Genomic DNA, 25,901 nt, shown 5'->3' with positions numbered 1-25,901 from the left:
GGTCACGCGGCCGGCCGGTTTCGCGGCGGCTGCCTGCGCGACATTAGACTGTCCCGGGTGACCCCCGAAGACCTTTCCACAGCCCTGGCCGCCTGCCTGCAGGACGCCGTCGACTCCGGCGAGATCGCCGTCGAGATCCCGGCGCAGGTGAAGGTCGAGCGACCGAAGAACCGCGAGCACGGGGACTGGGCCACGAACGTCGCCATGCAGCTGGGCAAGAAGGCGGGCATGGCCCCCCGTGACCTCGCGGCCCTGCTCGTCCGGCGCCTGGAGCAGGTGCCCGGTGTCGCCGGCGTGGACATCGCCGGACCGGGTTTCCTGAACATCACGCTGGACGCCGCCGCCGCCGGTGAGCTGGCCCGGACCATCGTCGAGGCCGGTGCCGACTACGGCAGGAACTCGGCCCTGACCGGCCACGTGGTCAACATGGAGTTCGTCTCGGCGAACCCGACCGGGCCGCTGCACATCGGCCACACCCGCTGGGCTGCCCTGGGCGATGCCATCGCCCGGTTGCTGCACGCCTCGGGGGCGGAGCTGACCGCCGAGTACTACATCAACGACGCCGGCAACCAGATGAACGTGTTCGCCCAGTCGGTCTACAACCGGCTGCACGGCCTGCCGGTCCCGGAGGGCGGCTACCCGGGGGAGTACATCCAGGACCTCGCCCACCAGGTCCTGTCCGAGCACCCGGACATCCGGACGGTGAACGAGCAGGCGGCGCTGCCCATCATCCGCGAGTCCGCCTACCGGCACCAGATGCAGGACATCCGCACCACCCTGGCCGACTTCGGCGTGCACTTCGACGTCTGGTTCTCCGAGAAGCAGCTGCACGAGTCCGGGGCGATCGAGAACGCGGTGGCCCGGTTGCGCGAGCTCGGCCACATCGAGGACCGTGACGGCGCCGTCTGGCTGCGCACCACCGACTTCGGCGACGACAAGGACCGCGTGCTCATCCGGGCCAACGGCGAGCCGACCTACTTCGCCGCCGACGCCGCCTACTACCTCTCCAAGAAGGACCGCGGCTTCACCGAGAAGATCTACCTGCTCGGCGCCGACCACCACGGTTACGTGGGCCGGCTCAAGGCCATCGCCGCGTGCGCCGGGGACGATCCGGACCGCAACATCGAGGTGCTGATCGGCCAGCTGATCTCCGTCAACGGGGCCAAGCTGTCCAAGCGTGCCGGCAACATCATCGAGCTCAAGGACCTGGTGTCCTGGCTCGGCGCCGACGCCCTGCGCTATTCGCTGGCCCGGTACCCCGCGGACTCGCCGATCACCATCGACCCGGAGATCCTCACCTCCCGGACCAACGACAATCCGGTGTTCTACGTCCAGTACGCTCACGCCCGGACCCGGGGGGCGGCGCGCACGGCCGAGGCGGCCGGCGTCGACCGCTCCGCCTTCGACGCGTCCCTGCTGACCCACGCCACCGAGTCGGATCTGCTGGCCCGGCTCGGCGAGTTCCCCTCGGTGGTCGCCCAGGCCGCCGAATTCCGCGAGCCCCACCGGGTGGCCCGCCACCTGGAGGTCATCGCCGGGGCCTACCACTCCTGGTACGGTGCCTGCCGTATCGTCCCGGTGACCTCCCGGGAGGGCACGCCCGGGGAGATCACGGACCTGAACCGCACCCGGTTGTGGCTGAACGAGGCCACCTCCCAGGTGCTCGCCAACGGACTGGGACTGCTGGGCGTCAGCGCCCCGGAGAGGATGTGAGGACGCCGATGCCGACCCCGACCGATCACGCGAACCCGGCCGCCGGGCCCTCGCCGCTGGCCCCGGACTGGCTGGAGTACCCCCGGGACCCCAACGCCCTGGTCCCCAAGCTCTGGGCGGCCGGGGTGTCCCGCGACGACGACGGCGAGATCGCCGTGCAGGGCATTCCCGTCTCCCGGCTCGCCGCGGAGTTCGGCACCCCGTTGCTGGTCCTGGACGAGGAGGACTTCCGGGCCCGGGCACGGGCGTTCCGCGACGCCTTCGACGCGGCGTTCGCGGAGCTCTGCGGGGGAGTGGACGTGTACTACGCCGGCAAGTCCTTCCTGTGCACCGCGGCCGCCCGGTGGGTCGCCGAGGAGGGGCTGCGCCTGGACACCGCCTCCGGCGGTGAGCTGGCCATCGCGCTGCGCGCCGGGGTGGACCCGGCCCACATCGGCCTGCACGGCAACAACAAGTCCGATGCGGAACTGCGCCGTGCCCTGGACGCCGGTGTCGGGCGGATCGTCGTGGACTCCCTGGACGAGCTCGACCGGCTGGCCGCCCTGGCCGCCGAGGCCGGGGTGAGGGCACCGGTGATGCTCCGGCTCACCCCGGGCGTGCACGCCCACACCCACGAGTTCATCGCCACCGCGCACGAGGACCAGAAGTTCGGCCTGTCGATGTCCGCCCCGGACGCCGGGCAGGGCAGCGGCACGGCCGGTTCGCCGGCCGCGGCCGCCGTGGCCCAGGCCCTGGCGGCCGAGTCCATCGACCTGCTGGGCCTGCACTGCCACATCGGCTCCCAGATCTTCGAGGCCGAGGGCTTCGGGGTGGCGGCGGAGAAGCTGCTGGGCTTCCTGGCCGAGATCCGGGACACCCACGGCGTGGAACTGGCCGAGCTGGACCTCGGGGGCGGGCACGGCATCGCCTACACCGCGGCGGACGATCCGCGCACGCCCGAGGACATCGCCACCACCCTGGCCTCCGCCGTCCGGGCGGCCACCGAGCGCCTGGGGCTGGCCTGTCCGCGGATCTCGATCGAGCCGGGCCGGGCCATCTCCGGACCCTCCACGTTCACCCTGTACGAGGCCGGCGTGCGCAAGACCGTGTCCGTGGACGCCCCGGACGCGGCGGGGGGCGCCGGTGGGAGGACCCACCCCCGCCGGTACGTGTCCGTGGACGGCGGGATGAGCGACAACGCCCGCCCGGTGCTGTACGACTCGGACTACTCCGTGGCGCTGGCCTCGCGCACCTCGACCGAGCCCGCGGTGCTCTCCCGCGTGGTCGGCAAGCACTGCGAGTCCGGGGACATCGTGGTCCGGGACGCCTACCTGCCCGACGACGTCGCGCGCGGTGACCTGCTCGCGGTGCCCGCCACGGGTGCGTACTGCCACTCGCTGTCCAGCAACTACAACCAGCTCACGCGTCCGGCCATCGTGGCCGTCCGGGACGGGCAGGCCCGTGTCATCATCCGGCGGGAGACCGAAGAGGACCTCTTCGCCCGCGAGACCGGCCTCTGACGCCCCCGCCCCCGGACACCCCAGCACTTCATCCCAGACCCAACGGAGGACCATGACCGACACGATCCCGCCCCTGAAGATCGCGCTGCTCGGCGCCGGCACCGTCGGCTCCCAGGTGGCCCGCATCCTCACCGAGGACGCCCGGATGCTCGCGGCCCGCGTGGGCGCCGAGCTCGAACTGGTCGGGGTGTTCGTCCGCAACCCCGAGGGAGCGCGTGACTACCAGCTGCCCCGCGAGCTCTACACCTCGGACGCCGAGTCCCTCGTGGACTCCGCGGACATCGTCATCGAGCTGCTGGGCGGGATCGAACCGGCCAAGACACTCATCGAGCGGGCCATCGCCAACGGCTCGGCCGTGATCACCGGGAACAAGGCGCTGCTGGCCCAGAGCGGCAGCCAGCTGTTCGCCGCGGCCGCCAAGGCCGGCACGCAGTTGTCCTTCGAGGCCTCGGTGGGCGGGGCCATCCCGATCCTGCGGCCGCTGCGCGACTCCCTCTCCGGGGACCGCGTCAACCGGGTCATGGGCATCGTCAACGGCACCACGAACTACATCCTCGACCAGATGGACACCACCGGGGCGTCCTTCGACGACGCCCTGGCCGAGGCCCAGCGGCTCGGGTACGCGGAGGCCGACCCGACGGCCGACGTCGAGGGCCTGGACGCCGCGGCCAAGGCCGCGATCCTGGCCAACCTGGCCTTCCACGCGTCGTTCTCCATGGACAAGGTCCACGCCGAGGGCATCACCCGGATCACCGCCGCGGACAACGAGGCCGCCGCCGAGGCCGGATACGTCATCAAGCTGCTCGCGATCGCCGAGCGCATCCGGTCCGAGGCCGGCGTCGACGGCGCCGTGCTGCGGGTGCATCCGACCCTGTTGCCGCGCGAGCACCCCCTGGCCGCCGTGCGCGGTGCCTACAACGCCGTGTTCGTGGAGGCCGACAACGCCGGTGAACTCATGTTCTACGGCCCCGGCGCCGGGGGTGCCCCCACGGCCAGCGCGGTCATGGGGGACACCGTGTCCATCGCCCGCCGACTGGTCCGCGGCGGGCCCGGCCGCACGCGCACGCCGAAGAGGGCCCTGGCGGCACTGGACGTCGGAGAGGCCACCACGAGCTACATGATCGTGCTGCGCGTGGCCGACCGGCCCGGCGTGCTGGCCGCCATCGCCACGGTCGTGGCCGAGCACGGCGTGTCGATCGAGGCGATGCGGCAGGTGCCGCTGCCCGAGGACAGCGCCGTCTACGAGGTGCACGCCGCCGAGGGCGTGCCCGGCTCCCCGGGAGCGGAGGGGCCGGCCGAGTCCCTGCTGCGGATCACCACCCACCGCGCCCGGGAACGGGCCCTGGCCTCCACCGTCACCGCCATCAAGGAGCTGGACGCAGTGACCGACGTGGTCTCCGTCCTGCGCGTCGAAGGGAACTGAACACCAGTGGCACACCAATGGCGCGGAGTGATCCGCGAGTACGCAGACCGGCTGCCCGTCAGCGAGTCCACCCGGGTGGTGACCCTGGGCGAGGGCGGTACCCCGCTGATCGAGGCACCGGCCCTGTCCCGGCTCGTCGAGGGCGAGGTCTGGGTCAAGTTCGAGGGCATGAACCCCACGGGCTCCTTCAAGGACCGCGGCATGACCATGGCCATCACGGCCGCCGTGGAGCAGGGGGCGAAGGCCGTCGTCTGCGCCTCCACCGGAAACACCTCCGCCTCGGCCGCCGCCTACGCCACCCAGGCGGGACTGACCTGCGCGGTGCTGGTGCCGGAGGGCAAGATCGCCATGGGCAAGCTGTCCCAGGCGATCGCCCACGGGGCCACGCTGCTGCAGGTGGACGGGAACTTCGACAATTGCCTCGACGTGGCCCGCAAGCTCTCCGAGAACTACCCGGTGTTCCTGGTCAACTCCGTGAACCCCAACCGCATCGAGGGCCAGAAGACCGGTGCCTTCGAGGTGGTGGACGCCCTCGGCGACGCCCCGGACTACCACCTGCTGCCCGTGGGCAACGCGGGGAACATCACCGCCTACTGGAAGGGGTACCGCGAGTACTCCCAGCCGTACACCAACCCGCACCCCGGCGCCGCAGCCGGTGAGCTGCCGGCCGTGTCCACCAGGACGCCCGTGATGTGGGGCTTCCAGGCCGCCGGCGCCGCACCCATCGTGCTGGGCCACCCGGTCACGGATCCGGACACGCTGGCCACGGCCATCCGGATCGGCAACCCGGCCTCCTGGGAGCAGGCAGAGGCCGCCCGGGACGAGTCCGGGGGACTGATCGACTCCGTGACCGACGAGGAGATCCTCGCCGCCCACCGCTGGTTGTCCGCCAAGGAGGGCGTCTTCGTGGAGCCCGCCTCGGCCGCCGGGGTGGCCGGGCTGATCAAGCACCACGGGCTCGGCAACGTGCCCACCGGCAAGCGCTGGGTCATCACCGTCACCGGTCACGGGCTGAAGGACCCCCAGTGGGCCCTGCGCAACGCCGACGGCTCGGACGTGGAGCCCCAGCGGGTGCCCTTCGACGTCGTGGCGGTGGCCGAGGCGCTGGGGCTGTCGTGATGCCCGCCGCCGAGCCCCGGACCACGCCGCCGGCCACCGGGTCCCCGGCACTGCGGACCGTGCCCGTCGGGATCACGGTCCGCGTCTCCGTCCCGGCGACGTCGGCGAACCTCGGGCCGGGCTTCGACTCGATGGGCCTGGCCCTGGACCTGCGCGACGAGGTCGTCATCACCACCGTGGCCGAGGGGTTCTCCGCCGTGGTGGAGGGAGAGGGCTCCGGCTCCGTGCCCACGGACGGCACCCACCTGGTGATCGCCACCCTGCGCGAGTACCTCGCCGAGCGCGGCTGGGAGGTCCCGGGGATCGAGCTGACCGCCACCAACCGGATCCCGCACGGGCGGGGACTGGGGTCCTCCGCGGCCGCCCACGCCACCGCGGTGCTGGCCGCGGACGCCCTGCTGCCCGAGTCCGAGCGCGCCTCGGCGGAGGGGCTGCTGGACGCCTCGGCGGGCCTGGAGGGTCACCCGGACAACGTCGCCCCGGCGCTGACCGGCGGTTTCGCGGTCTCCTGGGGTGAGGTCGGGGGCTACCGGTCCGTGCGGATGGCCGTCCATCCGGACGTGGTGCCCGTGGTCGCGATCCCCGAGGAGCCGCTGAGCACGGAGACGGCCCGCGGACTGCTGCCGCCGCAGGTCCCGCACCACGTGGCCGCGGCGAACGCGGGCCGGGCCGCCCTGCTGGTCCACGCCCTGACCACCGACCCGTCCCGGTTGCTCCCGGCCACCCAGGACTGGCTGCACCAGGACTACCGCGAGCCGGCCATGCCCGAGTCCGTCGGGCTGGTCCGTGCGCTGCGCGCCGAGGGCCTGGCCGCCGTCGTGTCCGGTGCCGGGCCGACGGTGATGGTGCTGGCCCCCGACCAGGACAGCGCCGAACGGGCCCGCGGGACCATGGAGTCCGCCCTCAGCGGATCGGCGCAGGGGTGGCGGGTGCGCATTCTCCCGGTGGACGTGGCGGGTGCTAAGGTGGAGTCACACCGCACAGGCCATCCCCCCCGGGGCTGAAGCCGGCCGGACCCCGTTTCTACGTGGAGCCGGCGGACGGTGTGGATCCAGGCACCGAGCGGACCGAAGGCGGTCCTGCTGGCCCCCGGCCTGTCACGGCACCCTGGATCGCCCCTCCCGGACCGTCTGCGGTCCGGTCGGCGCCATCCGGCGCCACGTCCATCGGCCGTCATTCCGGCCGGCGGACTCGAATCCCGGTCTTCAGCCCCTGGTTCTCCAGTGTTCACGGGGCGGCCGGAGCACACGTAGCGGGATCCCTCCAGTCGGATCCCGCCTGACGAGGGAGAAGGAACCTTCGTGACCGAAACCACTGAACTGCCCACGGCATCCGAGGGCAATTCCCCCCAGGCCCCCACCGGTGGCGGCCTGGCCGGCCTCAAGCTCGCACAGTTGCAGGCCCTGGCCTCCCAGCTCGGCATCACCGGGGGCTCCCGGATGCGCAAGTCCGACCTCGTGGCCGCCATCTCCAGCCACCAGCGCGGCGGCGCCGTGGCCGACCGCAAGCCCGAGCACAAGGATGCCGCCGACAAGGCCACCGCGGGCGACGGCGCCACCGGGACCGCCTCCGGCCGCAGCACCCGGGGCCGGGGTGCCGCCAAGCAGGCCGACGCTCCGTCCGTGACGAGCGCTGACGCCGCCGTGGCCGACACGTCCGCCCCCGCACAGCAGGAGGCCGGTCCGCAGTCCGCCGGCGAGAAGTCCGACGAGTCCGGCCAGGGCGCCGGCCGCCCGGCCCGCCGTTCGCGCTCCCGCCGCGCCGAGTCCCCGGCAGGTTCCTCGGCGGAGGCACCGGCCGAGGCCGCTCCGGCCGCGGGCCCGGACACCGACGGTGCAGCGGACCAGCAGCAGTCCGGCGGTTCCGGCCGCGGCACCCGCCAGCAGGACGCCCGCGAGGGCGGCCAGGACCAGCAGTCCGGCCGCGGTTCGCGCAACCGCTCCGAGAACCGTGACCAGCGCGGGGAGTCCCGGGACGGCGACCAGGACCAGCAGTCCGGCCGCGGCTCCCGCAACCAGGGCGAGGGCCGCGACGGTGGCCAGGACCAGCAGTCCGGCCGCGGTGCGCGCAACCGCTCCGAGAACCGTGACCAGCGCGGGGAGTCCCGGGACGGCGGCCAGGACCAGCAGTCCGGCGGGGGACGCGGCCGCAACGACAACCGCAACGACCGCGACGACGACCCCAACAGCCGCCGCAATCGCCGCAACCGCAACCGCAACGACCGCAACCGCAACCGTCGCGGGCGCAGCGGCCCGGAGGTCGACGACACCGAGGTGACCGAGGACGACGTGCTGCTGCCCGTCGCCGGCATCCTGGACGTGCTGGACAACTACGCCTTCGTGCGCACCTCCGGTTACCTGCCGGGGTCGAACGACGTCTACGTCTCGCTGTCCATGGTCAAGAAGTACGGGCTGCGCAAGGGCGACGCCGTCACCGGTGCCATCCGCGCGCCCCGCGACGGGGAGAGCCAGGGCGGCGGCGGCAGCAACCGCCAGAAGTTCAACGCCCTGGTGAAGCTGACCTCGGTCAACGGCCAGCCCGCCGAGGACACCCCGAAGCGCGTCGAGTTCAACAAGCTGGTGCCCCTGTACCCGCAGGAGCGCCTGCGCCTGGAGACCGACCCCAAGCTGATCGGCCCGCGCGTCATCGACCTCGTGGCCCCGATCGGCAAGGGCCAGCGTGGCCTGATCGTCTCGCCGCCCAAGGCCGGCAAGACGATGATCCTGCAGTCGATCGCCAACGCCATCACCACCAACAACCCCGAGGTGCACCTGATGATGGTGCTGGTGGACGAGCGGCCCGAGGAAGTGACCGACATGCAGCGTTCGGTCAAGGGCGAGGTCATCGCCTCGACCTTCGACCGCCCGGCGGACGACCACACGACCGTGGCCGAGCTGGCGATCGAGCGGGCCAAGCGGCTGGTGGAGATGGGCCGCGACGTCGTCGTGCTGCTCGACTCCATGACCCGACTGGGCCGTGCCTACAACCTGGCCGCCCCCGCCTCCGGACGCATCCTCTCCGGTGGTGTGGACTCCTCGGCCCTGTACCCGCCGAAGCGCTTCTTCGGCGCCGCCCGCAACATCGAGAACGGCGGGTCGCTGACCATCCTGGCGACCGCCCTCGTGGAGACCGGGTCCAAGATGGACGAGGTCATCTTCGAGGAGTTCAAGGGCACCGGCAACATGGAGCTGCGCCTGTCCCGCCAGCTGGCGGACAAGCGGATCTTCCCGGCCGTGGACGTCAACGCCTCCGGCACGCGCCGCGAGGAGAACCTGCTCTCCGGCGAGGAGATCAAGATCATGTGGAAGCTGCGCCGGGTGCTGTCCGGCCTGGACACGCAGCAGGCACTGGAGATCCTGACCAACAAGATCAAGGACACCCAGTCCAACGCCGAGTTCCTCATGCTGGTCTCCAAGACCACGCTGGGGCCCAAGGGCGAGAAGTAGCATCGACGCCGGCCCCCGGCCCGCCGCACGGACGCGGCGGGCCGGGGGCTGAGTCGTTCCCACCGACCCCCACCACCGATCCCCGCTGACGGCCACCGCCCCGGGTGGCCACTGACTGAAGGAACCACCATGTTCGAGTCCGTGCAGGAGCTGCTGGACGAGCACCGTGAACTCACCGAGCGGCTCGCCGACCCGGCCGTCCACCAGGACCAGGCCCTGTCCCGCAGGCTCGGACGCCGTTACGCGGAGCTCAACGGGATCGTCTCCGCCCACCGGGCCTGGCGACAGGCCGCCGAGGACCTGGCGGACGCGACGGAACTGGGACAGGACGACCCGGACTTCGCGGCCGAGGTGCCGGCCCTGCAGGATGCCGCGGACCAGGCCGCGGAGCGACTGCGCCGGCTGCTCATCCCGCGCGACCCCTCGGACGCGCGCGACGCCATCCTGGAGATCAAGGGGGGTGAGGGCGGTGAGGAGGCCGCCCTGTTCGCCGCGGACCTGCTGCGCATGTACGTGCGCTTCGCCGAGTCCAGGGGCTGGAAGACGGAGATCCTCTCGTCCACCGAGTCCGACCTGGGCGGGTACAAGGACGTCCAGGTGGCCGTCAAGGGTTCCTCCACGGACCCGGCGGAGGGAGTCTACGCCCACCTGAAGTTCGAGGGCGGGGTGCACCGCGTGCAGCGGGTGCCCGTGACCGAGTCGCAGGGCCGGATCCACACCTCGGCCGCCGGCGTGCTGGTGTTCCCGGAGGTCGATGAGCCGGAGGAGGTCCAGATCGGGGCGAACGACCTGAAGATCGACGTGTTCCGGTCATCGGGCCCCGGTGGCCAGTCCGTCAACACCACGGACTCCGCCGTGCGCATCACGCACCTGCCGACCGGGATCGTGGTGTCCATGCAGAACGAGAAGTCCCAGATCCAGAACCGCGAGGCCGGCATGCGGGTGCTGCGCTCGAGGCTGCTGGCCCACCAGCAGGAACAGCTCGACGCCGAGAACGCGGCCACGCGGGCCTCGCAGGTACGCACCATGGACCGGTCCGAGCGGATCCGGACCTACAACTACCCGGAGAACCGGATCGCCGATCACCGGACCGGGTACAAGGCCTACAACCTCGACGCCGTCCTGGACGGGGACCTGGGCCCGGTCCTGCAGTCCTGCATCGACCTGGACGAGCAGCACCGGCTGGAGTCGCTGGGCCAGCACTCCGGGCGGGACCAGTCCGGCCGGGGGAAGTAGGGGAACGCCCATGGCAGACGCGATGACCACGCCACGCACCATCCCCTCACGGCCTCGCCCGACGCCGGCCGGCACCGGGGGTGCCCCCGGCGTCCGGTCCACGGGAGCACCGCAGGAGCGCGGACTGGCTGTCCTGCTGCGCTCCGGGACCGAGCTGCTGGCCGCTGCCGGGGTGCCGTCCCCGCGCGCCGACGCCGAGCTGTTGGCCGCCCACGTCCTGGGCGCCTCTCGCGGCGAGGTGGCCGCGTGGGCGGTGTCCGGCCGCGCCCTCACCGCGGTGCAGGCCGTGGACCTGCGCCGCCTGCTGATCTCCCGGTCCACGCGCACGCCCCTGCAGTACCTGACCGGCACCGCCCCCTTCCGGTCCGTGGACCTGCAGGTCGGCCCCGGGGTGTTCCTGCCCCGGCCGGAGACCGAGCTCGTGGCCGGCCGGGCCATCGAGGCCCTCGCCGACGCCGCGCGGGTGCGCGGGGCGGGGGATGTCATCGGCGTGGACCTGTGCACCGGTTCCGGGGCGATCGCGGCCGCGTTGGCCGCCGAGGTCCCCGGGGCCCGGTTGCACGCGGTCGAGGCCGACCCGGAGGCCGCCTGGTGGGCCGCCGCCAACCTCGGACCGCGCGGTGTCGACCTGCACCTGGGCGACGCCGCCACCGCACTGTCCGCGCTCGACGGCCGCGTCGACGTCGTGGTGTCCAACCCGCCCTACGTCCCCGACGGACGCATCCCGGAGCAGGCCGAGGCGCGTCGCGACCCCGAGCTCGCGCTCTACGGCGGGGGAGCGGACGGCATGCGGATGCCGGCCGTGATCGCCGCGACGGCGGCCCGGCTGTTGCGTCCCGGCGGCGTGCTGGTCATGGAGCACGACGACACCCAGGAGGCCGCCATGGCCCGGCTGCTCGCCTGCGACGGGCTGTTCACCGAGGTGCTCACCCACGATGACCTCAACGACCGGCCGCGGTTCACCGAGGCCGTCCGCACCGCCCGGCCGGTGCAGGGGCGGGCCACCGGGGGCGACGATGGGACAATGGCACCGTGAGCACGATGATCGACTGCACCACTGAGCCCGGACTGGACGAGGGCATCGCGGCCGCGCGGCAGGCCCTGGGCCGGCAGCAGTGCGTCGTGCTGCCGACCGACACCGTCTACGGGATCGGCGCCGACGCCTTCTCGCCCCAGGCCGTGGCCGTCCTGCTGGCCGCCAAGGGCCGCGGACGCTCGATGCCCCCGCCCGTGCTGATCGGGGCCCCCCAGGTGATGGACGGACTGGCTGTGGAGATCCCCGCGGCCGCCCGGGAGCTGGCCGAGGCCTTCTGGCCCGGTGCCCTCACCCTGATCCTCACCGCCCAGCCGTCATTGGCCTGGGACCTGGGGGAGACCCGGGGGACCGTGGCGCTGCGGGTCCCCGACGACCAGGTCGCCCGCGAGCTGCTCCAGGAGGTCGGTCCGATGGCCGTCTCCAGCGCCAACCGCACCGGCCTGCCGGCCGCGACGTCGGCCCGGGCCGCCGAGGAGATGCTCGGCGACTCCGTGGCCGTCTACCTCGACGACGGCGACCGTGACGTCTCCGCACCCTCGACCATCGTCGACTGCACGGTCTCGCCGTTCCGGGTGGTCCGCCAGGGCGCCCTGGCCTTCTCCGAGCTCGTCCGCGTCGTCCCCGACCTCGTGGGACCGGAACCGGACGCCACCGGCGACGCGGGCCGGTCCGGGCCGGCGGCACCGGGCGGACGATGAGGGCCTACCTCCTCCTGCTGGTCCTGTCCGCCCTCGTCAGCTTCGTCCTGACTCCCGCGGTCCGGGTCCTGGCGCTGAAGGGACGGGTCTACACCCCGCGCCGCCAGCGGGACGTCCACCGCCGCCCCGTGCCGAAGCTCGGCGGCGTGGCCATGTTCGCCGGCGTCCTGGCCGGCCTCGGCATCGGTGCCATGGTCCCGTTCCTGGACGGGATCTTCACCGATCCCGACCCGGTGCGCGGAGTCCTCCTGGCACTGGCCGTGGTCCTGGTCATGGGGGTGGCCGATGACCTGTGGGACCTGCACTGGACGCTCAAGCTCACCGGCCAGGTCGGTGCCGCCGCCCTGGTGGCCCTGCACGGCATCCGCGTCGAGGCCATGCCGGTGGGCTGGATCCCGGTGGGCAGCGAACCCGTCCAGATCGGGCTGACGATCTTCATCCTGGTGCTGACCATGAACGCCATCAACTTCGTGGACGGGCTGGACGGGCTGGCCGCCGGCATCGCGGTGATCGGCGGATCGGCGTTCTTCATCTACTCGTACCTGCTGACCCGGACCATCAACCAGTTCGACTACTCCAACCTGGCCACCCTGCTGATGGCACTGCTCGTCGGCTGCTGCCTGGGGTTCCTGCCGCACAACTTCAACCCGGCCCGGATCTTCATGGGAGAGGTCGGGGCGATGCTCATCGGCCTGCTCCTGGCCACGGCCGCGGTCGCCGTCACCGCCGACTTCGAGGCGATGGAGGGCTTCCGCTTCCGGAACGTGCCGGCGTACATGCCCATCCTGCTGCCGATCGCCGTGGTGGCCCTGCCGCTGATCGACCTCTCGCTGGCCGTGGTGCGGCGCACCGCGCGGGGTTCCAGCCCGTTCTCGGCCGACCGCGGCCACCTGCACCACAAGCTCGTGGACGGCGGATACACGCACCGGCAGGCGGTCCTGCTGCTCTACCTGTGGGCCTTCCTCATCGCCTACGGGGTGGTGTCGCTGAACTTCCTCGACTGGCGCATCGTGCTGCCGGTCCTGGCCGTGCTGCTGATCGGCGCCGGCTACCTGACCCTGCATCCCTGGGTCCGCCGTTCCAGAAGGGGGAGCCGATGAGGCCCGCACCGAAGACCCGACGATCCACCGGTGCGGCCCGCGCGCCCCGCCAGAACACGCACGGCTGGTGGGGGATCCTCACGGCCTGCCTGGCCGTGGGCCTCCTCACGCTCGCCGTCGCCACCCTCATCGCCTGGCCGGTGGCCGGCGCCGGGGCCGCCGGATCGCTGGGACTGGCGGGCGTGGCCGTCGTGGTCCTGTCCGCCATGACCCTGGCGCTCACCGCCTGGTCCTGGAACCGCTGGCGTGACCAGGCCATCGTCATCGCCCTGTTCGGCTTCGTGGTCAAGCTCGTCCTGATGGCGGTGCTGCTCACGGCGGTGCCCGTCCCGGCCTGGCTCCAGCCCCTCCCCGCGGGCGTGGGGGCGCTCCTGGCCATCCTCGTCTGGCAGGCCACCGAGGTGATGGTCTTCGCCCGCACCCGGCAGCAGATCTACGACGACTGAGCCGCTCCGCCGGCCCGACTTCGACACAACGTAGAAATAAATCGTCCTGAGGCCCGGAAACCGCCTCGAAACGGCCGATCTGGTCATGAGCACCGTGCCCGGTTTGATAGGCTCATCAACGATCAATAACGACGGTCCGGGCCGAGCCGTGTCGCCGCCCGGGACCGCGTGGAGGGAACGCCCACTGACCGCGTTCCGCTGACGGACACTGCAGAGAGGATCAGCGTGCTACCGATCGTGCTCGCCAGCTCCACCAACGAGGGTGGATTTGTTCCTCCCACGATCGACGACGCTCACCTCCCGGACATCATCCCCTGGATGGCCGAGTACGGCACCGGTTTCGGCAAGCAGATGGCCATGATCATCCTGTCGGTCATCCTGATCACCGCCTTCTTCATGCTGGCGATGCGCAAGGCGCAGCTCAAGCCCGGCAAGGTCCAGTGGCTGGCCGAGTCCGGTTACGCGTTCGTGCGCAACGGCATCGGCCGGGACATCATCGGCGAGAAGGAATTCAAGGCCTGGGTGCCGCTGCTGTTCGGCATCTTCTTCTTCATCCTGCTGAACAACATCTTCGGCGCCATCCCGCTGCTGCAGCTGCCGAGCTTCTCGCACGCCGGTTCGGCCTACGCCATGGCGCTGATCGTCTACATCATCTGGATCGGCGTCGGCGTCCGCCGCAACGGGCCGCGCTACTTCAAGCTCGCCGTCGTCCCCAGCGGGGTGCCGGGCTGGATCCTGCCGCTGCTGGTGCCGCTGGAGATCATCTCCAACTTCATCGTCCGGCCGCTGACCCACTCCCTGCGTCTGATGGCCACCATGCTCTCCGGCCACATGATCGTGATGCTGGCCGGCGCCGGCGCGCAGTTCCTCATCATGGAGACCGGGAACCTCGCACTGCAGGGCACCGGCGTGCTGGTGATCCTCGGGTTCGTGGCCATGTACTTCCTGGAGCTGCTGATCATGTTCCTGCAGGCCTTCGTCTTCACCCTGCTGACCGCGATCTACATCCAGGGCGCCCTCGCCGCCAACGAACACTGACCTTCCGGCCCCGCACCCGGCCCGGCAGTAGACGGGACGGAGCGGGAACGGGGTGACGGACGCCGTCCGGCACCACATGACTTCCCGGTACCGGCAATCGCCGGAACCACGCCGGGGATTCCCTCACAACCTGCCGCCTGGCATCTTGAAAGGAACACCATGGAAATCACCGGTAACCTGAACCTCATCGGCTACGGCCTGGCCGCCATCGGCTCCGCGATCGGCGTGGGCCTGATCTTCGCCGCCTACATCAACGGCGTCGCCCGCCAGCCGGAGGCCCAGCGCATCCTGCAGCCGATCGCCCTGCTCGGCTTCGCCCTGGCCGAGGCCCTCGCCATCCTGGGCCTGGTCTTCGCCTTCGTCCTCTAATTCCTGTCCATCCTCGGCCGGCAGTCCGGCCACCCATGACAGGAAATATCACCAAAGGATGGTTGAACCATGATCAGGTCTGAAACGATCCTCGCGGCAGCCGAGGGGGCGAATCCTCTCGTCCCCAACTGGTGGGAGGTGCTGGTCACCGCCGTCGGCTTCGCCGTGCTGATGTTCCTCGTGATCAAGTACATCGCACCGGCCCTGGAGAAGGCGTACCAGGACCGGTATGCCGCGATCGAAGGCGGCCTCGAGAAGGCGGAGAAGGCCCAGGCCGAGGCCAACGCCCTCAAGGCGAATTACGAGCAGCAGCAGCAGGAGGGCTACGCCGAGGCCAATCGCATCCGCGAGGAGGCGCGCGCCGAGGGTGCCCAGATCCTGGCCGACGCCCGCGAGAAGGCCTCCGGCGAGGCGGCCCGCATCGTCGAGCAGGCCCACGCCCAGATCGCCGCCGAGCGCCTGCAGGCCGAGTCCTCGCTGCGCAACGACGTCGGCGCCCTGGCCACCACCCTGGCCGGCCGCATCGTGGGCGAGTCCCTCGAGGACGATGCCCGCTCGCAGCGCGTCGTGGACCGGTTCCTCGCGGACCTCGAGCGCAGCGAGACCGTGGGCCAGGCCTCCACCAGCGCAGGTGCTGCTGAGTAATGGCCGGTGCATCTTCCGACTCACTGACGGCCGCCCGCCGGGACCTGGACTCCGTCCTGACCACCGGTGGACTCCCGCTGGCCGGCGAACTGTTCTCGGCACTCGGGACGGTCGACTCCAGCGCGCCCCTGCGCCGGGCCCTGACCGATCCCTCGTGGACGACCGAGCGTCGCGTCGGCGTGGTCCGGTCCCTGTTCGGCGGCAAGCTCTCCGAGGCGGGCTTCACCGTCCTGGCCGACCTCGCCGGCCGCCGCTGGTCCCGGGACCGGGACTTCGGTGACGCGCTCGAGCAGCTGGCCACCACCGCGGTGGCCGGGTCCGCCGAACGCGAGGGCCTGGGCGGACTGGAGCGGCTCTCGGACGAGCTGTTGTCCTTCAACCGTGCGGTCGGGGAATCCCATGATCTCCAGCGTGCACTGACGGATCCGCAGGCCCCCGCCGCAGCCCGGGGCACCCTGGCCGAGCGACTGATGGGAGGCGCCTCCCCGGAGGCGCGCCTGCTGGTGCGCCAGGCCGTGGAGAACCCGCGCGGCAGCAAGCCGGTCGACCTGGTCCGGGACTTCGTGGACGCCGTGGCCCAGCGCCAGCGGACGTGGATCGCCGAGGTCACGGTCGCCCGTCCGCTCGGGCCCGGGCAGCAGGAACGCCTGGCCTCCGGGCTCAAGCGCCTCTTCGGCCGCGACCTGAAGCTGGACGTGGCCGTCGATCCCGAACTGGTCGGTGGCATCCGGGTCCAGGTGGGCGACGACGTCGTCGACTCCTCCCTCCAGACCCGGCTCCTCGACCTCCAGCGGAAACTGGCCGGCTGAGGCCGGTCCGACGAATCCACCCAGACACCTTCGGTCATCGTCATCTCGATGATCACCAACGTTAGAGAGCAGGGAACGCAGATGGCCGACTTGACCATCAACGCTGACGATGTTCGCAATGCCCTGAATGAGTTCGCGGCATCCTACGAACCGGCCGGCACCGAACGTGTGGAGGTCGGCCACGTCGTCTCCGCCGCGGACGGCATCGCCCGTGTGGAGGGACTGCCCTCCGCCATGGCCAACGAGCTGCTTCGCTTCGAAGACGGCACGCTGGGCCTGGCCCAGAACCTCGACACCCGTGAGATCGGCGTCGTCGTCCTGGGCGACTTCCAGGGCATCGAGGAGGGCCAGGAGGTGCAGCGCACCGGAGAGGTCCTCTCCGTCCCGGTGGGCGATGCCTTCCTGGGCCGCGTCGTGGACCCGCTGGGTGCACCGATCGACGACCTGGGACCCATCCAGGCCGAGGGACGCCGCGCCATGGAGCTGCAGGCGCCGGGCGTGACCCAGCGCAAGTCCGTCGAGGAGCCCCTCCAGACCGGCATGAAGTCCATCGACGCGATGATCCCGATCGGCCGCGGCCAGCGCCAGCTGATCATCGGTGACCGCCAGACGGGCAAGACCGCCATCGGCATCGACACGATCCTGAACCAGAAGGACAACTGGGCCTCGGGCGACCCGAAGAAGCAGGTCCGCTGCATCTACGTGGCCGTCGGCCAGAAGGCCTCCACCATCGCCGCCGTCCGCCACACCCTGGAGGAGAACGGCGCGCTGGAGTACACCACGATCGTGGCCTCCCCGGCCTCTGACCCGGCTGGCTTCAAGTACCTGGCCCCCTACGCCGGCTCGGCCATCGGCCAGCACTGGATGTACGGCGGCAAGCACGTCCTGATCATCTTCGACGACCTCTCCAAGCAGGCCGAGGCCTACCGTGCGGTCTCGCTGCTGCTGCGCCGCCCGCCGGGACGCGAGGCCTACCCGGGTGACGTGTTCTACCTGCACTCCCGGCTCCTGGAGCGTTGTGCCAAGCTCTCCGACGAGCTCGGCGGCGGCTCGATGACCGGCCTGCCGATCGTGGAGACCAAGGCGAACGACGTCTCGGCCTACATCCCGACCAACGTCATCTCCATCACCGACGGCCAGATCTTCCTGCAGTCGGACCTGTTCAACGCCAACCAGCGTCCCGCCGTGGACGTGGGCATCTCCGTGTCCCGCGTCGGCGGCGCCGCGCAGATCAAGGCCATGAAGAAGGTCTCCGGCACCCTGAAGCTGGACCTGGCCCAGTACCGCGACCAGCAGGCCTTCGCCATGTTCGCCTCGGACCTGGATCCGGCCACCCGCCGCCAGCTGGCCCGTGGCGAGCGCCTGACCGAGCTGCTGAAGCAGCCGCAGTACAACCCGTACCCGGTCGAGGAGCAGGTCGTGTCCATCTGGGCCGGCGCCAACGGCCACCTGGACGAGGTCCCGGTCGAGGACGTGCTGCGGTTCGAGCGCGAGTTCCTGGACCACCTGCGCCACAAGGACCTGGTCCTGGCGTCGATCCGGGAGACCGGCAAGCTCGAGGACTCCGCCCTGGAGACCCTCAAGGCCGAGGTCGAGTCCTTCAAGAAGGGCTTCTTCGGCGAGGGCGACAGCCAGCTCGTGGCCGCCGGGCACGAGGAACACGATCCGCTGGCGGCCGACGCGGTCACCCAGGAAAAGATCGTCAAGCAGAAGCGCTGACCGTGACCGCTCACCGGTGCCCGCCCGCGAGGGCGGGCACCGGTGAGCGGGAACGAAGGAAAGGACAACCATGGGAGCCCAGATCCGGGTCTACCGCCAGAAGATCGCCTCGACGCAGTCGATGCAGAAGATCTTCAAGGCGATGGAGCTGATCGCCACGTCCCGTATCGGCAAGGCCCGCGAACGCGTGGCCGCGTCGCTGCCGTACGCCAACGCGATCACCCGCGCCGTGTCCGCCGTGTCATCGCAGCAGGACATCGAGCACGTGCTGACCTCCGAGGTGGAGAACCCGCGCCGTTCGGCCGTGCTGATCCTGTCCTCGGACCGTGGCATGGCCGGGGCCTACTCCGCCAACATCCTGCGCCACGCCGAGGAGCTGCTGGAGAAGCTGCACTCCGAGGGCAAGGAGACCGACGTCTACCTCGTCGGCCGCAAGGCCCAGGGGTACTTCGACTTCCGGGGCCGGGAGTACAAGGACATCTGGTCCGGGGACACCGACAGCCCGAAGTTCGAGCGCGCCCGGGAGATCGGCCGCACGCTGGTCGACTCGTTCCTGCACGACACCGAGGACGGTGGCGTGGACGAGATCCACGTCGTCTTCACCGAGTTCCACTCGCTCGTCAGCCAGGTGCCGACCGTCGTCCGGCTGCTGCCCCTCGAGGTGGTGGAGGAGGAGGTCACCGACGAGACCGAGCTGCTGCCGCTCTACGAGTACGAGCCGGCACCGGAGGACGTCCTCGACGCCCTGCTGCCGAAGTACATCGAGTCCCGGATCTTCTCGGCGATGCTCCAGTCGGCCGCCTCGGAGCTGGCCAACCGCCAGCGGGCCATGAAGTCCGCCGGTGACAACGCCAAGGACCTCGTCCGCGAGTACACGCTCAAGATGAACAACGCCCGCCAGGCCGAGATCACCCAGGAACTCACCGAGCTGATCGCCGGTGCGGACGCGCTCAGCGCATCCTGACCCCGGGCCGACCGGCACCACAGCAACCGCCATCCACACCAAAGAAGTGAGAGAGATGACTGCCACCACGAACGAACAGGGCACCGGTACCGCCACCGGCGGCGCCATCGGTCGCATCGCCCGCGTGATCGGCCCGGTGATCGACGCCGAATTCCCCGCGGACGCCATGCCGGCCGTGTACAACGCCCTGACCGCCGAGATCACCCTCAACGGTGAGACCCGCACCGTCACCTTCGAGACCGCGCAGCACCTGGGCGACAACCTGGTCCGCGCCATCTCCCTGCAGTCCACCGACGGACTGGTCCGGGGCGCCTCCGTGACCGACTCCGGCGCACCGATCTCCGTCCCGGTGGGCGAGGTCGTCAAGGGCCACATCTTCAACGTCCTGGGTGAGTCCCTGGACGTGCCGACCTCCGAGCTGCAGGTCACCGAGCGCTGGCCGATCCACCGCCCGGCGCCGAACTTCGCGGCACTCGAGGGCTCCACCGAGATGCTCGAGACCGGCATCAAGGTCATCGACCTGCTGACCCCGTACATCAAGGGCGGCAAGATCGGCCTGTTCGGCGGCGCCGGCGTGGGCAAGACCGTGCTCATCCAGGAGATGATCACCCGTGTGGCCCGCAACTTCGGCGGCACCTCCGTGTTCGCCGGTGTCGGCGAGCGTACCCGTGAGGGCAACGACCTCTGGGTCGAGATGGAGGAGGCGGACGTCCTGAAGGACACCGCCCTCGTGTTCGGCCAGATGGACGAGCCGCCGGGAACCCGTCTGCGCGTCGCCCTGACCGGCCTGACCATGGCCGAGTACTTCCGTGACGAGATGAACCAGGACGTCCTGCTGTTCATCGACAACATCTTCCGCTTCTCGCAGGCCGGTTCCGAGGTCTCCACGCTGCTGGGCCGCATGCCCTCCGCCGTGGGCTACCAGCCGAACCTCGCCGACGAGATGGGCGTGCTCCAGGAGCGCATCACCTCCACCCGCGGCCACTCCATCACCTCGATGCAGGCCGTCTACGTCCCCGCGGACGACTACACCGACCCGGCCCCGGCCAACGTGTTCGCCCACCTGGACGCCACCACGAACCTGACGCGTACCCTGGCCTCCCGTGGCCTGTACCCCGCCGTGGACCCGCTGGCCTCGACCTCGCGCATCCTCGACCCGCAGTACGTGGGCCAGGAGCACTACGACGCCGCCACCCGCGTGAAGCAGATCCTGCAGAAGAACAAGGAACTGCAGGACATCATCGCGATCCTCGGTGTCGACGAGCTCTCAGAAGAGGACAAGATCGTCGTCTCCCGCGCCCGCCGCATCGAGCAGTTCCTGTCCCAGAACACCTACACCGCCAAGCAGTTCACCGGCGTGGAGGGTTCGACCGTCCCGATCAAGGACACCATCGAGGGCTTCAATGCCATCGCCAACGGTGACCTCGACCACATCTCCGAGCAGGCGTTCTACAACGTCGGCGGACTGGACGACGTCGAGCGCAACTGGGCCAAGATCCAGTCGGAGAACTGATCATGGCTGACAGGCACGAACTCGAGGTGGAGATCGTGGCGGAGGACCACTTCGTGTGGTCCGGACCGGCGCAGTCGGTCAGCGCCCGGACCATCGACGGCGAGATCGGCATCCTGCCGGGTCACACCCCGATGCTGGCCGTGCTGGGCGACGGCGACGTCGTCGTCCAGCAGGCCGGCGGGCAGACCATCACGGCCCACGCCGAGGGCGGGTTCTTCTCCGTGGACAACGACCGCGTGGTCATCGTGGCGGGTGCGGCGTCCCTGAACGGGACCGCGGCCGGACAGGGCGCAGCCTGACGTGAGCCCCGGGTGGTCGGCACTGGTCGCGGCGATCGCCGCCGCGCTGCTGGTGCTCGCCTTCATGGTGTGGTGGCGCTGGCGCACCCTGGTGCGCACGCCCGGGACGTTCACGGCCCGTGCCCGGCCCGCGGACGAGCGCGGCGCCGGGACGCTGGTCATCGGCCGGTATGACGAGGCCGGGCTGGACCTGATGACGGTCTGGTCGATCGATCCCCGGCCCCGGTGGAAGGCGGCCCGACACCAGTTGCGGCTGCGCCGCGGGGCGCCCGGGCGGCAGGACGGGTCGGTGGTGGTGCGCGTGGATGGCGGGCCGTCACCGATCGACCTGGACATCCACACGGATGACTGCTCGGGTCTCTCGGCCTGGATCGAGGCCGGCCCCGCGGTCGGTTTCGGCACGTGGCGGGAGATGCCGTCCCGACGTCACCGGGCCAGCCGGGGCCACCGGGCCTCGCGCCGCCGGGCCCACTGAGCTCCGGTCGGAACATCCTCCAGCGCATCGCCGTGACGGCGGTGCGCTGGATGCGTTAACGACCCCGGCGGAGGGGATGTCCCGCGGGGAGTATGATGTCGCCCGGCACCCCGGGTGCGTCCCACACCACCCAGCCGGAGTCCCGGCGCCCGGGCGGCAGGCCCCGGGCCGGGGTGGCGGTCACCGAGCGCACGGCGGCGTCCCGGGCCACGCCCCACTCCAGCAGCAGGCCCAGGGCCCGGTCCAGGGACACCGACCCGGAGGCCAGGGTGCCCGAGGCGGCCAGCCTCGGCGCGCTGCCCGGTGCGGAGTCCAGGTCCACGCGTCCGAGCCGGTGGCGGCCCGGTGCCGCACCCGTGGCGGCGGAGGCGTCGGAGACCACGCAGACCGCGTCGGGCACCAGCGCGATGACGTCGCGCACCACGGCCGGGTCCACGTGCCGTCCGTCGGCGATCAGCTCGAGCCGCAGCAGGCCCCCTGCCGCCGCCCGCAGGGCACCGGGGACGGGCCCCGGACGACGATGGTGGAAGCCGGCCATGGCGTTGAACAGGTGGGTGACCGCGGGCGGCCCGGGCGCCCCGGCGAGCCGGTCCAGGGCATCGTCGAACTGGTCCGCCGTGGCGTCCGTGTGGCCGGGGGAGGGACTGACCCCGGCGGCCAGCAGCGCGGCCTCCAGACCGGCCGCCCCGTCCAGTTCTGGGGCGTAGGTCATGGCGGTGATGGCGTTGCCGCCCCCGGACCCGGGATCCGTGCCACCCTGCGCACCGGCCTCCAGCAGGGCGTGCACCAGCGCCCGGGACGCGCCGGTGCCCGGGGCGAGGAGGTCTGCCGGGGGGTGTGCCCCGCACCGGGCGGGGGACAGGAACGGGCCCTCCAGGTGGATTCCCGCCAGGTCCCCGGAGCGGACCAGCGGGGCGAGCCGGCGCACCGCGGCCAGCATCTCGGACGCCGGCATCGTGGGCACGGAGGCCACCACGCGGGTCACCCCGCGCCCGGCGAGCGCGGCCAGCGCCGTGCGCACGGCCTCCGGTCCGGCGGTCGCGAAGTCGGTGCCGCCGTAGCCGTGGCAGTGCTGGTCCACGAGGCCCGGGGTGACCAGGCGCCCGGGGGCGTGCGGACGGGGGACGGGGACGGGGTCAGAAGAGGCGGGACTCGGCATCGTCCACGCCGCGCATCGCGTCGTAGTCCAGGGTGAGGCAGCGGATGCCGCGGTCCTCGGCGAGTGTACGGGCCTGGGGCTTGATCTGCTGGGCGGCGAAGACGCCCCGGACCGGGGCCAGCAGCGGGTCCCGGTTCATCAGGTCGAGGTAGCGGGTGAGCTGCTCGACACCGTCGATGTCCCCGCGGCGCTTCAGCTCGACCGCCACGGTGCCGCCCTCGGGGTCACGGGCCAGGATGTCGACCGGGCCGATGGCCGTCATGTGCTCCCGCCGGACCAGCGAGTGGCCCGTGCCGAGCAGCTCGATCTGCTCGGCCAGCAGGCGCTGCAGGTCGGCCTCGACGCCGTCCTTGACGAGCCCGGGGTCGACGCCCAGCTCATGCGAGGTGTCGTGCAGGACCTCGAAGACGTGCACGACCAGGCGGTCGTCGGCCTTGGTCGACTGCACGGTCCACACCTCGCGCACGCCCTCCTCGGCGAGTTCCTCGGAGGGCGGGGCGACCCGCAGCGTCGCCGGCGGACTCATCCAGTTGAGGGGCTTGTAGGACCCGCCGTCGGAGTGGACCAGGACGGAGCCGTCCGCCTTGACCAGGAGCAGGCGGGTGGCCTGCGGCAGGTGGGCGCGCAGGCGCCCCTCGTAGTTGACGGAACACCGGGCAATCACCAAACGCACACCGGGCAGTCTACTGGCAGCCGGCGCCCGGACGGCTCCACCGCGCCCGTGCTGTGACACCATGAGGAGGTGCCCCGTTCCAACCGACCCCGCCGCCGCCCCGGTACCGGAGCGGGTGCCGGACGCGCCGGTCGCCACCGGGGGACGGAGCCGGCGTCGGGGGTGGGGCCCGGCGGCCCCGGAGAACTGGACCGGTTGCTGGGACTGGACCCCGGCTACCGGCACGAGACCGGTCCCGACGGCGGCTGGCACGTGCGCAGGATCCCCGCCTGGCGCGCCGTGAAGGACTACACCTGCCCGGGGTGCGGGCGCACCATCCCGCCGGGGCTCGCCCACCTGGTGGCCTGGCGCAGCGACTCGATCCTGGGTGACGAGGCCGCCGGCGCGGAGCGGCGCCACTGGCATCCCAAGTGCTGGAGCACGCGCCGGCAGGACGGACGGTACTGACGATGCCGCACCCACAGGACGGCCCGATGCGCGGGGCCCCCGACGACGCCCCCGCGGTCCCCTTGCCTCCCGGGCCCGTGGCCGAGGACTACCGGGACACGCGGGGAGCGGAACCGATCCATTCCCGGACGGTGTTGCCCGCCGCGCGCGAACGCATCGTGCTGCGCACCGAGGACGGCCTGGACCTGGTCGGCGAACTCGCCGTGCCCGTCGACCGGGCACCCCGGGCCACGCTCGTGACTTTCCACCCGCTTCCCACGGTGGGCGGGCACATGGACTTCCACCTCTACCTCAAGGCGGCCCAGTGGCTTCCGGCGACGGCCGGGTTGGCCGTGCTGCGGTTCAACACGCGCGGCACGTGCTCGGCGCGCGGTTGCTCGGACGGGTCGTTCGGTGACGGCGTCTCCGAGCGGGCCGACGTGGCCGCGGCGCTGGCGTTCGTGGCCGAGCGGTCACTGCCGGCCCCCTGGCTGCTGGGCTGGTCCTTCGGCACCGAGCTGGTGCTCAAGCACGGGTTGCTGGTGCCCCACGCCCAGCGGGCCGTGGGCGGGATCCTGCTCTCACCGCCGCTGCGCCGCTCCACCCCGGACGACCTGGACCGCTGGGCAGCCGACGGACGGCCCCTGCGGGTGCTCGTCCCCGGCCTGGACGACACGTTGCGACCGGCCGAGGCGGTGCGGCGCTTCGCCCGGGTGCCGCAGGCCGAGGTGGTCGGCGTCGACGGGGCGCGGCACCTGTGGGTGGGCCGGACCCACACGCACCGGGCCCTGGACGAGGTGGCGTCCACGGCGCTGGGCAGGGCAGTGCGGATGCCGGCGACGTGGGACGGACCGGTCCTGGCCGGTGTCCGCCAGGCCTAGAGACGGTCCTGCCGGGGCAGGAGGACCTCCCGGACCACCAGCATCACCCCGGCGGCCAGCGGGATGGCCATGAGGGCCCCGAGCACGCCCAGCAGCGCCGCCCCGGCGATCACCGCGATCACGGCCACCGAACCGGGCACGGCCACGGCCTTGCTCATCACCCGCGGGGAGACGAAATAGGCCTCGACCTGCAGGTAGGTGAAGTAGATGGCCGCAAAGATCAGGGCCTGCTGCCAGCCACCCGTCAGTGCGACGGCGGTGATGATGATCCCACCGGTGAGGGCGCCCACCAGTGGGATGAACGCCATCAGCCCGGCGAAGAACGCCAGCAGCGCACCGAAGGGCAGTCCGGCGATCGAGACGGCGATGAAGGCCACGAGGCCGTTCAGCACGGCCACGACCGACTGGCCGATGACGTAGAAGCCCACCGAGGAGGTGATCTCCTCGCCCAGGTACTCCACGCGATGCCTGCGGGAGCGCGGGGCCAGCCGGTAGGCCCAGAACTTCATGGCCGGCAGGGACACCAGGAAGTACAGCGTCAGCACGAGCACGATCAGCACGGAGAAACCGGTGTTGACGATCGCGCTGCCCACGCCGAACAGTCCGCCGAAGATCGCGGTGTAGTTGGCGGAGTCCGCCACGAACCTGTTCATCTCCGTCTCCGCGATCTCCCGGATGCCGAACTGCGAGTCCAGGTCGTGGAAGAACTGGGACTCCAGGAAGTCCGAGACCATGTCCGGCAGGTCGTTGACGAACGCCGTGGTCTGCTCCACCACGGTGGGGATGAGCAGGGAGAAGAAGGCCGTGAGGATGGCCGCCAGCAACAGCAGCGCGGCCGCGACGCCTACTCCGCGGGGGGCGCCCCAGCGTTCGATCCGGCGCACGATCGGGTCCAGGCCCAGCGAGATGAACAGTGCCGCGCCGATCCACACCAGCAACTGCGTGTTGGCCGAGAGGATGCCGTAGACCAGCAGTGCCAGCCCGACGCCCACGGTCAGCAGGAACCCGGTCTGGATGGGGTGGGCGGCACCGATGAGCCGCACCCGGCTCTCCTCGGGGACCTCGGCCGTGTCCACCGGCGCCCGTTCCGCCTCCGGGGAGCGGACGTCGAACCGGGGCCGGGGCCGGGCGCCCGGCACCCGCCGGGTGGCGAGGACGCGCCGGAGGAACCCCGGCGGGCGCCGGGGTTCCGGGGGCTCGCGGTCGTCGGCCACC

General features: G+C 71.6%; 25 protein-coding genes. 22 read left to right on the top strand and 3 right to left on the bottom strand.

Going from position 1 to position 25,901, the window contains the following annotated elements; genetic code table 11:
* Window positions 1-57 precede the first annotated feature (57 nt).
* The 20 genes from argS to PLJ28_RS06275 all read left to right on the top strand — a co-directional run bounded on the left by argS (window position 58) and on the right by PLJ28_RS06275 (window position 21,547).
* On the top strand, window positions 58-1,713 hold the full coding sequence (gene argS / locus PLJ28_RS06370; RefSeq protein WP_183524576.1) for an arginine--tRNA ligase: 1,656 nt from the start codon (window positions 58-60) through the stop codon (window positions 1,711-1,713).
* Between the two features lie 8 nt (window positions 1,714-1,721).
* Entirely contained in the window at window positions 1,722-3,212 is a 1,491-nt protein-coding gene (lysA, locus tag PLJ28_RS06365; protein WP_298044365.1) for a diaminopimelate decarboxylase, read from the top strand.
* Window positions 3,213-3,264: 52 nt separating this feature from the next.
* Entirely contained in the window at window positions 3,265-4,635 is a 1,371-nt protein-coding gene (locus tag PLJ28_RS06360; RefSeq protein ID WP_183524581.1) for a homoserine dehydrogenase, read from the top strand.
* A gap of 6 nt (window positions 4,636-4,641) precedes the next feature.
* Window positions 4,642-5,754: a threonine synthase gene (gene thrC, locus PLJ28_RS06355; RefSeq protein WP_029139160.1), complete on the top strand. Its 1,113-nt coding sequence runs from the start codon at window positions 4,642-4,644 to the stop codon at window positions 5,752-5,754.
* Window positions 5,754-6,758: a homoserine kinase gene (thrB, locus tag PLJ28_RS06350; RefSeq protein WP_183528230.1), complete on the top strand. Its 1,005-nt coding sequence runs from the start codon at window positions 5,754-5,756 to the stop codon at window positions 6,756-6,758. The genes thrC and thrB overlap by 1 nt, the downstream gene beginning before the upstream one ends.
* A gap of 297 nt (window positions 6,759-7,055) precedes the next feature.
* On the top strand, window positions 7,056-9,200 hold the full coding sequence (gene rho / locus PLJ28_RS06345) for a transcription termination factor Rho (RefSeq protein ID WP_183524584.1): 2,145 nt from the start codon (window positions 7,056-7,058) through the stop codon (window positions 9,198-9,200).
* 129 nt (window positions 9,201-9,329) lie between these two features.
* Window positions 9,330-10,436, top strand: coding sequence for a peptide chain release factor 1 (prfA, locus tag PLJ28_RS06340; RefSeq protein WP_183524587.1), 1,107 nt, complete (start codon window positions 9,330-9,332; stop codon window positions 10,434-10,436).
* A gap of 10 nt (window positions 10,437-10,446) precedes the next feature.
* Window positions 10,447-11,472, top strand: a complete 1,026-nt coding sequence (gene prmC, locus PLJ28_RS06335) for a peptide chain release factor N(5)-glutamine methyltransferase (RefSeq protein ID WP_255459403.1) — start codon at window positions 10,447-10,449, stop codon at window positions 11,470-11,472.
* Window positions 11,469-12,170 carry an L-threonylcarbamoyladenylate synthase gene (locus PLJ28_RS06330; RefSeq protein ID WP_370577093.1) on the top strand — a complete coding sequence of 234 codons (702 nt, stop codon included), beginning with the start codon at window positions 11,469-11,471 and terminating at the stop codon, window positions 12,168-12,170. The genes prmC and PLJ28_RS06330 overlap by 4 nt, the downstream gene beginning before the upstream one ends.
* Window positions 12,167-13,270, top strand: coding sequence for an MraY family glycosyltransferase (locus PLJ28_RS06325; RefSeq protein WP_183524590.1), 1,104 nt, complete (start codon window positions 12,167-12,169; stop codon window positions 13,268-13,270). Before PLJ28_RS06330 ends, PLJ28_RS06325 begins: the two co-directional genes overlap by 4 nt.
* Window positions 13,267-13,716 (top strand): hypothetical protein, encoded by a 450-nt coding sequence (locus PLJ28_RS06320; RefSeq protein ID WP_183524593.1) that lies wholly within the window; start codon window positions 13,267-13,269, stop codon window positions 13,714-13,716. Before PLJ28_RS06325 ends, PLJ28_RS06320 begins: the two co-directional genes overlap by 4 nt.
* A 225-nt stretch (window positions 13,717-13,941) precedes the next feature.
* Window positions 13,942-14,754, top strand: a complete 813-nt coding sequence (gene atpB, locus PLJ28_RS06315) for a F0F1 ATP synthase subunit A (RefSeq protein WP_183524597.1) — start codon at window positions 13,942-13,944, stop codon at window positions 14,752-14,754.
* Window positions 14,755-14,913: 159 nt separating this feature from the next.
* The gene (locus PLJ28_RS06310) at window positions 14,914-15,123 is read left to right on the top strand and encodes an ATP synthase F0 subunit C (protein ID WP_010144343.1); all 210 of its coding nucleotides are present in this window, start codon (window positions 14,914-14,916) and stop codon (window positions 15,121-15,123) included.
* A 69-nt stretch (window positions 15,124-15,192) separates the two neighbouring features.
* Window positions 15,193-15,768, top strand: coding sequence for a F0F1 ATP synthase subunit B (locus tag PLJ28_RS06305; RefSeq protein WP_183524600.1), 576 nt, complete (start codon window positions 15,193-15,195; stop codon window positions 15,766-15,768).
* Window positions 15,768-16,577 (top strand): F0F1 ATP synthase subunit delta, encoded by an 810-nt coding sequence (locus PLJ28_RS06300; protein ID WP_183524603.1) that lies wholly within the window; start codon window positions 15,768-15,770, stop codon window positions 16,575-16,577. The genes PLJ28_RS06305 and PLJ28_RS06300 overlap by 1 nt, the downstream gene beginning before the upstream one ends.
* 81 nt (window positions 16,578-16,658) lie before the next feature.
* The gene (atpA, locus tag PLJ28_RS06295) at window positions 16,659-18,296 is read left to right on the top strand and encodes a F0F1 ATP synthase subunit alpha (RefSeq protein ID WP_183524606.1); all 1,638 of its coding nucleotides are present in this window, start codon (window positions 16,659-16,661) and stop codon (window positions 18,294-18,296) included.
* 70 nt (window positions 18,297-18,366) lie between these two features.
* Entirely contained in the window at window positions 18,367-19,260 is an 894-nt protein-coding gene (locus tag PLJ28_RS06290; protein ID WP_298045363.1) for a F0F1 ATP synthase subunit gamma, read from the top strand.
* A 55-nt stretch (window positions 19,261-19,315) separates the two neighbouring features.
* A complete protein-coding gene (gene atpD, locus PLJ28_RS06285) occupies window positions 19,316-20,773 on the top strand; it encodes a F0F1 ATP synthase subunit beta (RefSeq protein ID WP_298045362.1) in 1,458 nt (485 codons plus the stop codon).
* 2 nt (window positions 20,774-20,775) lie between these two features.
* Complete coding sequence (locus tag PLJ28_RS06280; RefSeq protein WP_010144349.1) at window positions 20,776-21,072, top strand: F0F1 ATP synthase subunit epsilon; 297 nt, start codon at window positions 20,776-20,778, stop codon at window positions 21,070-21,072.
* 1 nt (window position 21,073) lies between these two features.
* Window positions 21,074-21,547, top strand: coding sequence for a DUF2550 family protein (locus tag PLJ28_RS06275; protein WP_010144350.1), 474 nt, complete (start codon window positions 21,074-21,076; stop codon window positions 21,545-21,547).
* 55 nt (window positions 21,548-21,602) lie between these two features.
* Here the strand turns inward: PLJ28_RS06275 and PLJ28_RS06270 are convergent, their stop codons facing one another.
* Window positions 21,603-22,706: an amidohydrolase family protein gene (locus PLJ28_RS06270; RefSeq protein WP_298045360.1), complete on the bottom strand. Its 1,104-nt coding sequence runs from the start codon at window positions 22,704-22,706 to the stop codon at window positions 21,603-21,605.
* The gene (nucS, locus tag PLJ28_RS06265) at window positions 22,684-23,379 is read right to left on the bottom strand and encodes an endonuclease NucS (protein WP_029139162.1); all 696 of its coding nucleotides are present in this window, start codon (window positions 23,377-23,379) and stop codon (window positions 22,684-22,686) included. The genes PLJ28_RS06270 and nucS overlap by 23 nt, the downstream gene beginning before the upstream one ends.
* A 69-nt stretch (window positions 23,380-23,448) precedes the next feature.
* On the opposite strand from nucS, the gene PLJ28_RS06260 reads away from it, so the two are divergent.
* Window positions 23,449-23,826, top strand: coding sequence for an Rv1322 family protein (locus tag PLJ28_RS06260; protein WP_183524621.1), 378 nt, complete (start codon window positions 23,449-23,451; stop codon window positions 23,824-23,826).
* A gap of 26 nt (window positions 23,827-23,852) precedes the next feature.
* The gene (locus PLJ28_RS06255; RefSeq protein ID WP_183524624.1) at window positions 23,853-24,686 is read left to right on the top strand and encodes an alpha/beta hydrolase; all 834 of its coding nucleotides are present in this window, start codon (window positions 23,853-23,855) and stop codon (window positions 24,684-24,686) included.
* Here the strand turns inward: PLJ28_RS06255 and PLJ28_RS06250 are convergent.
* Window positions 24,683-25,900 carry an AI-2E family transporter gene (locus PLJ28_RS06250; RefSeq protein ID WP_183528236.1) on the bottom strand — a complete coding sequence of 406 codons (1,218 nt, stop codon included), beginning with the start codon at window positions 25,898-25,900 and terminating at the stop codon, window positions 24,683-24,685. The genes PLJ28_RS06255 and PLJ28_RS06250 overlap by 4 nt on opposite strands.
* Window position 25,901 lies beyond the last annotated feature (1 nt).

Origin of the sequence: Citricoccus sp. (assembly GCF_035445025.1) — a bacterium.
Classification (GTDB): Bacteria; Actinomycetota; Actinomycetes; order Actinomycetales; family Micrococcaceae; genus Citricoccus.
This window is presented reverse-complemented; position numbering and strand designations above follow the sequence as displayed.